Raw genomic sequence first — 11,207 nt, 5'->3', positions numbered from 1 at the left:
GCTGCTCCACTCTGCGAGTGGAGAAACCCAAAAACACTAGCAAATAAAACGCCTCCAAAAGAGCGGAGGCGCCGAGTTATCTCATCCGTTTTAGAATCGGTATTGCAGTGTCAACTGCGCGTTTCGTGGCTCGCCCGGCTGAACCCAAAGACGGGCGTAGGAAGAAGCCAGATACTCGGTATCAAACAGGTTTTCAATCCGAGCGCGCAGCAGCAGGTGGTTACTCAGCTCAACCGTAGCGAACAGATCCACCCGGTCGTAGGCTGGCAGCCAGAAGTCAGGATCCACCGTATCTCCTAAGCGCTCGCCAACGTAGCGATAGGTGCCACCGACCTCGAGCGGGCGGCCGGCTAGGTGGGCGTTGTGACGCAGATTCACAAAGCCGCTGTGCTCGGCGATGTTGAGCAGTGGGCTGCCGGCAGGGATCTCCACACCCCAATCGGCGTCAGTGACAGTATTGCGGGTCTCGGCATCGATCCAGGCGTAGCTGAGATCTAACTGAGTGCTCTCGCTCAGCATGGCGGTAAGGTCCAGCTCGACCCCTTGGCTACGCGCCTTGCCGATCGCCGCCATAAAGGTCGGATCGATAGGATCGCCGGTCAGCACGTTGGTTTTGTTGGCTTGGAACAGCGCCACAGATCCGGAGAACCACTCGCCTTCAAACTTCGCTCCCAGCTCAGTGGCCTTGCTTTCCTCTGGGTCAAAGCCTTCGTTATTACGGTCGGTGTTGGAGTTGGGGTTAAAGCCTTCGGAGTAGCTAGCATAGAGGCTCAGCCCTTCAACAGGTTGATACACCAGACCGGCCCGCGGGCTTACTCGGGACTGGCTGATCTCTTGTTCGTGGCCGTCATCGGACGGGTCTAGCAAGTGGTCTGTGATGGTCTGTTTTAGATGGTCAAAGCGTGCCCCCACCAGTACCTGCCATTGATCGCTCAGCTCGATCATGTCCTGCAGGTAGAAGCCAATGGCTTGGTGGTGCTCGGTGCGGTCCGTGACCGGAGAGACATCTGGCGCAACCTGGCCATAAACCGGATTGTAGATGTTAATGGAATAGGTGGTTTCACCCGGGTTCGGGCGCCAACGACTCATTATGTTGTCGTAGGTGAAGTCGTAGGCATCGGCACCGGACAGAAGGTTGTGACGAACCCCCATCCAATCCAGCTCGCCGCTGAGCTCAAAACGGACGGAAACGTCTTCGGTGCTGTGGTTACGGTTGCGTTGTTGACGGCTCAGGGTTTCGCCGTCTTCAAAGATCAGCTGGCGGCCAGGAGACAGTTCTGGATCGCTCGATTGTCCTACCAGTGAGGAGGTACGGTAGCCCATACCTGCAGACAGGCGCCAGTTGTCGGCGATGTCATGAAACAGGGTCAATTGGTGACCTTGGGCGTCCACCTCGTGATCACCATCACCGGGTTCACCCAAATAGGTATGACGGTCCAGTGGATCCTGTCCCTCCAGAACGACGATCCCGCGGTCAAACGGTTTGCTTTGACGCTGGAACTCGCCCTCGTACAGCACGGAGGTGGCGTCGCTGATGTGATAATGCAGGGAGGGGGAGATCGCCAGTGCTTCGGTCTCGACGGTGTCTCGGAAGCTGCCGCTGTCGAGGTAGCTGCCGTTGATCCGAAATGCCAGATCTTCGGTCAGACCTGTGGTGAAATCCCCTTCGAAACGGTAGTCGTCATAGCGTCCGGCGCCCATTAGCAAGGAGCCTTCGGTGGTGAACTGAGGCTTCTTAGTCACAATGTTAACCGTTCCGCCGGGCTCGCCCCGGCCATACAGGGCAGAGCCAGGGCCCTTGAGCACCTCAATGTACTCGACGCTGGCGGTATCGCGAATGCCACTGAAGCCTCGCCCGGCGCTAAAGCCGTTGATCAGGTAAGCCGACGGTAGGTTCTCATCACCGCTGAAACCGCGGATGGCAAATGCATCCCACAGGCCACCCAAGTTCTGCATCGGCACTACGCCATTGACCTGAGACAAAGCGGTCTGCAGATCGGTGATCCCCATCGTATCCAGATCGGCACCGGCTATCTCAACCACGGCCTGAGGCAGTTCATCCGTGGACACGTTGCCTCGGTATGGCTGTGGCACGTGGCGGATCTGCAGGACTTCAATGTCTTCGTTCAACGTGGAGTCTGCTGTCGTGGCAGTGCGTTCAGTCGTGTTCTGTTCGGCAGCGAACGTCGTCGGAAGACTCAGGGTGGCAGCGATAGCCACACTTAACAGTGTTGGTTTTGTCATTTTTAATTTGTCTTTTTTGCAATAAACACAGCCAACCTGATGTGGGGCAGCCATGCGCCTAACAACATCAAATCGGTACAGCGATCGCCACCGTTGTGATCCCATTAGCCAATGGGCAAATGCCACAGACCATCAGCTTAAACGGGCAGACACAAAGCATTTGCTCGCCAAAGTGCTGGTGCAACCGTGCACCGAGCGTCTAGGGAACAGAACGACAGCAATGAATAGTTAAGGTTTACGCAGAAAAGACAGGGGGACCGCGGCTGGAAGGTTCCAATGCGGGAAGTCGCGAGATAGGCGCGACGATGGGCCGGTAAACGACGGTTTGAGGGCGCTGCACCGGCAACACAAAGATGAACGACACTGTGCTATCACGGCTGTAATCCACCAACAAACCGGCCAGACAGGCATTGTCAGCGTGGGAGTGCTGGTCGTAACTATCGTGGATATGATGGTTACCGTATTCCAACCCCAAGCCATGCAGGTATTCTTCAAACGCAACTGCTCGCACCGTCTGGCTTACCAGTACAGTCCATATAATCAGCAGAATTGACAGCGTTCGAGAAAGCAGCATTGGCAAATTGTTGACGATTTAGGCGTACGTTAGCTACCGAAAAAACATGGAAATTCACGTAACATCACAAATTTAACCTTACCCAAGGCTTAGTGTTGACATTTAAGGCAAGCCTGAACTTCAGGTTTCAAGCAGAAACCGTCCCTTCGCCACTTGCATCAATCCTGTTCTTTCTGACACGGATCCCAATCGGCGTTGTAGCTCAATTAATCTTGAAAAAGCCCATCCCAATGGGTTTTCCAAGGATTAACTGCCTGACGAACAGGCATACCGAGTCCTATGGCTCTGTTCATCGCCTTCATGCAGTCTAATGCTTCACTGACTTGCTCATCGTAATCGCGCAAGCCGGGCTTCGGACTGATGAATTTCTTGTCACGACCAACACCGGCCTCAGACAATGATCGCCGATGATAGTCGTTGTCCACTTTCCACGGCTTGAATTAACCGGTTTTCAAAGCTTCGACGACCTCATTTCGCGGGTGCTCTTCTTCCCAATATCCAGCGTTTGAACACGGGTAGTATCGTTGGTTTTGCTTTCTTCCTCTGAAGTAGTTTGCGACAGACACTCCTTGGTGTTTTAGACACCATCGGTTGAGACCGGTTTGATACAGCGACGTAAAAAGTTCAATAGCGTCGACAGTACTTCTTTATCAGCAACGTTTACGAGGCTGACTTTCGCGGCCACGACCTCATGCGTTTCGGCATCAATCGCGAGGTGCAGTTTGCACCAGAAGCGGCGCTTTTCCTTACCGTGCTAAGGTGCTTTCCACTCGCCTTCGGCATAAACCTTGAGTTTAGTGGCAGCGACAACCAAGCGGCAACGGAGCACGACGCAGCGAATGGCAATGATTCGCATTTGTGATACGCATCGCAACTATACAATTTACCAGCCTAAGTAAATGCAAATGAGACTTCCTATCACATTGTTTTTGCCAGTAATGTGAAAACCTATCGTTGACTATTCACATGCAATGTAAGGGATACTAAATGGCATTTATGCGCTGGTTACATAAATGGGTCGGGCTTATTATCGGGATCCCCTTTGTGGTTCTTTTGGCGACCGGCACGATTGTTGGGGCGATGATCTGGTGGGGACAGGTAACTCCGGAAACGTTTGGGCAGCAATATGAAGCGCAAAGTAATTTTGTCAAAGGTCAGACCGTCGATCGGCTTGACGAGTTAATGCAGCAGCAGGCGCTGCCTGTGACCGGTATAACGGCACCGACTGAAGGATCGCCCTATTACCGTATCAATAACGGCGCAACTCAGCAGGGGTTTGCTGCGGATGATCTTGAGCAACTGTATGAGCGTCCAGCAAGAAATGTTACCGGTTTTTTTGCTGTTGTACTGCACTTGCATCGTGATTTTCTGCTTGGACGCCAGCCCGTGTTACTCGGACTTAACGGGGCTGATCTGGCAGCTATTGTCACTTTGCTGGGAACCGTGATCTCAATCGTCGGCTTTGTCCTTTGGTGGCCTTTACGTAAAGGTTTCCGCTGGAAGACAACAGTGGTACCTCGCAAATCGCGCCGAAGTGACATGTTCAAAAACCACATTCACGGCTCCACGGTTATATTGCTACCCTTGGTTTTCTTATGTTTGACCGGGGCTGGGATCACTTATCGTACGGTCACCGGCAAGTTGCTGGGCGCGCATGATGTGGAGTACAACTTTTTGCTGGAAGAGCCGATCATCACCGGTGAACAATGGAGTGACCGTATTGATGCGGTTGCCCGCTTATTCCCCGATGGGGAGTTTGTCTCTGCAAACTGGCCAAAGAGTTTTAGGCGCACTAATGGCCAAGGAAATGAGGTTGAGCAACAGAGCACCACCCGTCAGCGTCCCCAAGGGCAGCTGGCCGATGCTTCGATGGATAAAAAGACAATCCGAACTTCGATGCAGAGCCAAGAAATAACCGAGGAGCTGACCCTCGAACGCATGGCTCAACGCAACCACGAGCAGCCAGGACGAGCGAGTCCGGAGGTTAGCCATTCTCAGCGTCCTGATCTCGGGAATACTATCCGCTTCATCTTCACGTCGTCCGCTGATTGGTTTGGTGTACCTGGAAGTGTTGCCCACCTCGATATCACGAGCGGGGATATTCTCTCTGCCTACCATTTCGGTGAATTGAGCTTCGGTCAGAAATTGCGCCGCTTTGTCATGCCCCTTCATTCAGGGCGAACCATGCCAGCTTGGTATACCTTCCTCATTACTGTCCTATGTGGCTGGATGACCATTGTCACAATTACTGGGGTGATCGCTATGCTGCAGGGAATGAAGCCTAAACCGAAACGCAGCCGCAACCGTACCAAGGGCACGGCATCCGGTATCTTACGTCAGCCAGCCAAGGCCAATAAGTTGACTTAGCACATGGTTTTAGCTTGTCCGGTGCTGCGCTGAACTTCGCGGCACTGGGTTTTCTCTTAGGTTTCCAGCCCGGTAACAGACGTAAGTTAACAGAGTGTGCCCGTAGGTTTACTGCGAGATACAACATGTGAGCAGATCCAACTTCGACAACACCCAACCGCAAATCCAAGTGAGAATTAGTATAAATGAGGAATTCCCAATGAAAGAAACTGCCTTCAATAGTTTCCTGCAACAGCTCAATCACTTGTCGCCCGGCCACCGCCGACGCCTATCGGGACGACCCCACCATTCGCCGCTGCATGGGCTTTGCTCGATCGCTGGGCTTTAACCAACTGGTGGTCGCCAATCTGTTTGCCTACCGCGCCACCTTACCAGCAGAGCTCAAACGAGCGGCGGCGCCTATCGGCCCAGATAACGATTGCTGGCTTAAGCGCCTACACCAAAGTGCCGATCTCACCCTCGTGGCCTGGGGCAATGATGGCGCCTTTTGGGATCGGGATCGCCAGGTACTGGCACAGTTATCCGAGCCTCAGTGCCTTGCGCTCAACTGCAGCGGCCGTCCAGCCCATCCGCTCTATCTGCCCGCCAGCGCCCGGCCCTTCCCTTTCCCCACGCCGACTTAGCACCCTATTCTGGGCGCCAATGCCCACCGCCAAGACCCATTGCGACGTGGCGGCGTAAACGAAGTGGCGCACGTTTTTCCGCGCCGTGATTCATAACAATGCGTTATGACAATAATTATCAAACATCATTTACCGCAATGGGAAGGGGCGCACTACACTCGTTGCCTGATCGTGGATGAATCAATGGGAGTGAATATATGGATCTGCAACTGCAGGGCAAGCGGGTCTTGGTGACCGGCTCAACCAGTGGCATTGGCAAGAAGATCGCCGAGAAGTACCTGGCCGAAGGGGCCGTGGTATACATCAATGGTCGCACCGAGGCGCGCTGCGCCGAAGTCGCGGCAGAGTTGGCCAGCCTAACCCACGCCGAAGGCCGAGCGCTGTGTGCCGCTGCCGATCTGTCCGACGCCGCCAGCACCGACGCACTGTTAGCCAAGCTCGAAACTGAAGGCGGGATCGATATCCTGATCAACAACACCGGCATTTTTGAGGTAAAAGCCTTCGCCGAGATCAGCGACGACGAGTGGATGCACTACTTCAACGTCAACATCCTCTCCGCCGTGCGCCTAGCTCGGGCGCTGTTGCCTAAGATGCTGGAGCGCGACTATGGCCGCATCGTCAACGTCTCCTCCGAGTGCGCCATCAAGCCGTTGGGTCAGATGGTGCACTACTCGGTGACCAAAACCGCTCTGCTGTCGCTGTCCCGTGCATTGGCTGAGCTGACCAAGGGCAAGAACGTCACCGTCAACTCTGTGCTGCCGGGACCGACCTGGACCGAGGGCGTAGAAAACTACTTCGACACCTTGGCAACCGAAGAGGGTAAGTCGGTCGACGAGCTGACCGGCAACTATTTTGCCGATCACGAGCCGACCTCTTTGCTTCAGCGCTTTGTCGACGTTAATGAAGTGGCCGACGCCACGGTGTACCTGACCAGCAATCGTGCCATGAACGGTCAGGGCCTACGTGTCGAAGGCGGGATCATCCGCGCGTTGTAACCCCACTTGGGGACGCGCCGTCACAGCGACGTCATCGCTTGATGGCCAAAGGGCGCAGAGTTTTGCTCTGCGCCCTTTATTAATCTGCTCCGCAGAGCCGACTAGCTAACCTGCGCCATCGCTACGGGCCGCACACGTGCCGCGCTCACCTTAAACTCAGGGATCTTGGCCTCTGGATCGAGCGCCGCATGGGTCAGCACATTGGCCGCCGCCTCAACAAAATGAAACGGCATAAAGATCACGCCCATTTGCATCCGGCGGGTGACAAATGCGGGCACGGTCACTTCACCCCGCCGGGTTTGCACCCGTACCCGATCGCCATTGCCGATCCCCAGCGACTCCGCGTCCTCAACCGAGATCATCACCTTAGGCTGCGCCAGTTGCTCCAATCCGGCGGTCTTGCGACTCAAGGTTCCAGTATGGAACTGGGCCAGTTGACGGCCAGTGGTCAGCACCAAGGGATAGTCCGCGTCCGCCCGCTCCGCCGAGCCCCGATACGCGACCGCAGCAAATTGCGCCTTATTAACGCGAGAAAAGCCATCCATATGCATCACTGGGGTGCCGGGATGATCCGGGGTCGGACAGGGCCATTGCAGCGACTCGGTTAAGGTCCGCTCCCAGCTGATCCCGCCATACTGGGGCGTGACCCGACAAAGCTCGTCATGGATAGCCCGCACGTTCGGGTAATGCCACTCATGGCCCATATATTGGGCCAAATACTGCAAGATCTCCCAGTCCGTGCTCGCGCCCGCGGGCGGTTGCAGCGCGCGATGTAGCCGCTGCACCCGACGCTCGGTGTTGGTAAAGTGCCCCTCCTTTTCTGCGAAAGCCACCGCCGGCAGAACCACATCCGCCAGCTGCGCGGTCTCGGTCAAGAACAGATCCTGCACCACCAGCAGATCCAACGATTTAAGCGCCGCCAGCACGTGGGCTTGATCCGGATCCGACAGCACCGGATTCTCGCCCATGATGTACAGCCCCTTAAGATCGCCGCTTTGCATCGCCCCGAACATCTCGGTCAGCTTCAAACCCGGCTCGCTGGGTAAGGGAGTCTGCCAGTGCTGCTCAAAGCGGCGCGTCACCGCAGGATCGAGCAACTTCTGATACCCGGGCATATAATCTGGCAACGCGCCCATGTCGCACGCCCCCTGCACATTACTTTGGCCGCGCAACGGGTTGATCCCCGCCCCCGTCACGCCGACATTGCCGCACATCAACTGCAGGTTGGCCAGCGAGCGGACATTGTCGGTGCCGGTGCTGTGCTGGGTGATCCCCATGGCGTAGAAAACCGCGGTTTTCTCTGCCTGACCAATGAGTCGCGCCAAACGGCGGATCTGCGCTGCGGGCACGCCGGTGATCGCCTCCGCCCGCTCCGGCTCATAACAGGGCTGCTCGATCTCTTGGCGTAGCCGCTCAAAGCCTTCAGTGCGCGCGGCAATATAATCCTCGTCCTGCCAGCCACCGAGCAAGATCTGCTGCATCACGGCATTGAGCAACATCACGTCGCTGCCGGGACGCTGCTGCAGGTGCATTAGGGCGTGATCCACCATATCGGTGCGTTTGGGATCGATCACCACCAGACGCGCACCATGGCGTTTGATCGCCTGTTTGATGTGTGAGGCGATCACTGGATGCGCATTGGCCGTATCGGAGCCGATGATCAGGATCAGATCCGACTCGGCGATCCCCGCAATGTCATTGGTCATCGCCCCGCTGCCAATGGCGGGCTCCAATCCGGTGACGGTGGTGGCGTGGCACAATCGCGCGCAGTGATCGACATTGTTGCTGGCCAACACAGTGCGGACAAACTTCTGAAACAGATAGTTGTCTTCATTGGTGGTTTTGGCCGAGGAGATCCCTGCCAGCGCCGCTCCGCCATACTGCGCTTTCAAGGCCATCAGCTTATCGGCCACAAAGTGCAGCGCGATCGGCCAACTGGTGGGCACCAGCTGATCGCCCCGGCGGATCAAGGGTTGTGTCAGGCGCTGGGGCGAGTGCAGGAAATCAAAACCAAACCGGCCTTTGACACAAAGCATGCCCTGATTGACCGGCGACTCGGTCACACCGGTCACTTCGACCACGCGGTTGCGCGCCGGATCCACATGCAAGCGTACGCCACAGCCAACCCCACAATAGGTACACAAGGTGTCGACCGCGTTGAGCGCCGTCGAGCGCGTCTGGGGCTCGCGGGTTCGGGCGGTGATCGCCCCCACAGGGCACGCCTGAACACAAGCACCACATTGGACACAGCCGGAGTGGGCCAGATCGGCACCGGTTGGGCTCACCCGCGATCCCGCGCCAGCGGCGGTCAACGTCAAAGCGCCATGCACGCCCTGCTCCGTGCAAGCCTCGACACAGTGACCACAACCGATACAGCGATTGGGATCGAGCCGGATAAACGGCGTGCTCTCGTCGATCGGCCGCACCCGTGCCGGATCGGTCGCGATCTCCTCATCCTTGATGCGATACTCGGTGGCACAATCACGCAGCGCGCAATCCTCGCTCTTCTGGCAACCACAGCTGAGGCAGCGCGCGGCTTCGCTGATCGCCTGCTCCGGCGTGAATCCCAACTCAACCTCACCAAAGTGGAAGCTGCGATCCAATCCCTCCAGCGTTGCCATGCGCTGACGCGGCTTGGCGACGATCTCGCCATAGATCCGCGCCTCAACCTGCTTTAAATGCTCAGCCTTGCGAGCGCTGAACTGCGCCGGCACACAGGTCAATCCGCCATCGCGAAAAAGGCGCAGCATCGCCTCGGCACTGCGACGTCCCTCGCCGATCGCCTCTACGGCCGTCGCCGGCCCCAAGCGAAAATCGCCGATGGCGAACAGGTTATTACTGCCCGCCAGATACGTATCGGGACAGGTATCGGCGGTATTGTATTGGGTCAGCAGGATGGCACCGTCAGGAATGAAGCTGGTGTCCGGCTTTTGGCTTACCGCCGGGATCACGGTATCAAACTCGTGCCAACTGAACTGGCCTGTCGGCTGCGGCCGCCGCCGTCCTGAGCTGTCGGGCTCGCCAAGTGCCAGCGCCTCGATCTTCACCCGTGCCACACGCCCCTGCTCATTGCCCAGATTCTCCACCGGCTGACTCAGAAACAGAAAGCGGATCCCCTCCTCCTCGGCTTCATGGATCTCGTAGGGCTCCGCCGGCATATCTGCCTTGCCGCGACGGTAAACAATGGTAACCTCGGCGCCCTGACGCAGCGCCGTGCGGGCACAATCGATGGCGGTATTGCCGCCGCCGATCACCGCCACACGCTGGCCCACATCAAAACGATGACCCAGCGCGTGCTGCTTGAGGTAGTCGACCCCGAGCACCACACCGTGCAGATCCGAGCCGGGATAGTCCATTGCCACCGCTTTTTGCGCGCCGACCGCCAGACACACGGCGTCGTAATCATGCTTGAGCTGCGCCAGATCGAGATCGCGCCCCAAGGCGCGATCGGTATGGATCTTCATCCCGGCGCGACACATCAAGGCGATCTCCTTGGCCAGCGTCGCCTTGGGCAGGCGATACTCGGGAATGCCGTAGCGCAACCAGCCCCCAGCTTCCGGCATCGCTTCGAAGACATCCACCTCCACCCCGCCATGACTTAGGGAATAGCCGGCTGCTAATCCCGCAGGCCCGGCGCCGATGATCGCCACCCGCTTGCCGATGGGGGCAGCGATGGGCGCCAAGTCCGGGTCTTTCTGCGCCAGATCGAGATCCGCCGCGTGACGCTTGAGCTGACGAATGGCCAGGGGCTCGTCGACCACACTGCGACGACACTCGGACTCGCAAAACGCCGGACACACCCGACCGATCGACAAGGGCATCGGCAAGCTTTGCTTCACCACCGCATTGGCACGAACTGCGTCGCCCTGGGCAATGTGATAGAGATAAGACTGAATATCGACATCCGCCGGACAGGCCGTCTTACAGGGAGCCTCACAGTCCGCCGGATGGTCCGCCAGCAAACGTGTCAACGCCGCACGACGCTGCTCGGTGATCGCATCCGAGCTGGTGCTGATCGCCATCGCCTGAGTCACGCTGAGCTCACAGCTGCGCACCAAGGCACCATTCACCTCCACCACGCACAAGTCGCACGGCGTCTTCTGCGCATTTGCGCTGGCGCCGCACAATGATGGGACGTTGATCCCCTGCTGGCGTAACCAGTCCAGCAGTCGCACCCCCATCGGTGCCTGCAATTGGACGCTGTTTAATGAAATATTGATCATGGACTCAAAACGCTTCTTGTTCGTGACGAAAGGCGCTCACACTTGCCACTCTCCTTGTTCGAGAGTTGGCCAGCATTAACAGGTTTTCACCAATAGTAACCAGCAGTAACAACAGATCCCGCACCAGCAGCTCACAATGCGACGAATGTCTCATTTACACGCCGACACTGGTCAAAATTAA

The 11,207-nt window shown here is 57.1% G+C and carries 6 protein-coding genes and 1 pseudogene; 3 read left to right on the top strand and 4 right to left on the bottom strand.

Translation table 11 applies throughout. The annotated features are described in order from the left end of the window. Positions 1 to 90: 90 nt before the first annotated feature. The 3 genes and pseudogenes from ABEA08_RS20975 to ABEA08_RS20965 all read right to left on the bottom strand — a co-directional run. Positions 91 to 2,244: a TonB-dependent receptor gene (locus ABEA08_RS20975; RefSeq protein WP_345337402.1), complete on the bottom strand. Its 2,154-nt coding sequence runs from the start codon at positions 2,242 to 2,244 to the stop codon at positions 91 to 93. Positions 2,245 to 2,479: 235 nt separating this feature from the next. Continuing rightward, positions 2,480 to 2,755, bottom strand: coding sequence for a hypothetical protein (locus ABEA08_RS20970; RefSeq protein ID WP_345337400.1), 276 nt, complete (start codon positions 2,753 to 2,755; stop codon positions 2,480 to 2,482). Positions 2,756 to 3,024: 269 nt separating this feature from the next. Continuing rightward, positions 3,025 to 3,632: pseudogene (locus ABEA08_RS20965) on the bottom strand (transposase); the annotation flags it as partial. 173 nt (positions 3,633 to 3,805) lie between these two features. Here ABEA08_RS20965 and ABEA08_RS20960 point away from each other — a divergent pair. The 3 genes from ABEA08_RS20960 to ABEA08_RS20950 all read left to right on the top strand — a co-directional run bounded on the left by ABEA08_RS20960 (position 3,806) and on the right by ABEA08_RS20950 (position 6,803). Continuing rightward, the gene (locus tag ABEA08_RS20960) at positions 3,806 to 5,185 is read left to right on the top strand and encodes a PepSY-associated TM helix domain-containing protein (protein WP_345337399.1); all 1,380 of its coding nucleotides are present in this window, start codon (positions 3,806 to 3,808) and stop codon (positions 5,183 to 5,185) included. Positions 5,186 to 5,394: 209 nt separating this feature from the next. Further along, positions 5,395 to 5,808 (top strand): DUF1643 domain-containing protein, encoded by a 414-nt coding sequence (locus ABEA08_RS20955; RefSeq protein ID WP_345337454.1) that lies wholly within the window; start codon positions 5,395 to 5,397, stop codon positions 5,806 to 5,808. Between the two features lie 197 nt (positions 5,809 to 6,005). Beyond that, the gene (locus tag ABEA08_RS20950; RefSeq protein WP_345337398.1) at positions 6,006 to 6,803 is read left to right on the top strand and encodes an SDR family NAD(P)-dependent oxidoreductase; all 798 of its coding nucleotides are present in this window, start codon (positions 6,006 to 6,008) and stop codon (positions 6,801 to 6,803) included. Between the two features lie 101 nt (positions 6,804 to 6,904). On the opposite strand, the gene fdhF is transcribed toward ABEA08_RS20950, so the two are convergent. Then, on the bottom strand, positions 6,905 to 11,026 hold the full coding sequence (gene fdhF / locus ABEA08_RS20945; protein WP_345337397.1) for a formate dehydrogenase subunit alpha: 4,122 nt from the start codon (positions 11,024 to 11,026) through the stop codon (positions 6,905 to 6,907). Positions 11,027 to 11,207: the final 181 nt, after the last annotated feature.

It is taken from the genome of Ferrimonas pelagia, assembly GCF_039543565.1.
Taxonomy (GTDB): Bacteria; Pseudomonadota; Gammaproteobacteria; order Enterobacterales; family Shewanellaceae; genus Ferrimonas; species Ferrimonas pelagia.
This window is presented reverse-complemented; position numbering and strand designations above follow the sequence as displayed.

Coding starts and splice junctions, on each gene's coding strand:
- ABEA08_RS20950 (WP_345337398.1), top strand. CDS start 6,006: ATGGATCTGCAACTGCAGGGCAAGCGGGTCTTGGTGACCGGCTCAACC.
- fdhF (WP_345337397.1), bottom strand. CDS start 11,026: ATGATCAATATTTCATTAAACAGCGTCCAATTGCAGGCACCGATGGGG.
- ABEA08_RS20960 (WP_345337399.1), top strand. CDS start 3,806: ATGGCATTTATGCGCTGGTTACATAAATGGGTCGGGCTTATTATCGGG.
- ABEA08_RS20975 (WP_345337402.1), bottom strand. CDS start 2,244: ATGACAAAACCAACACTGTTAAGTGTGGCTATCGCTGCCACCCTGAGT.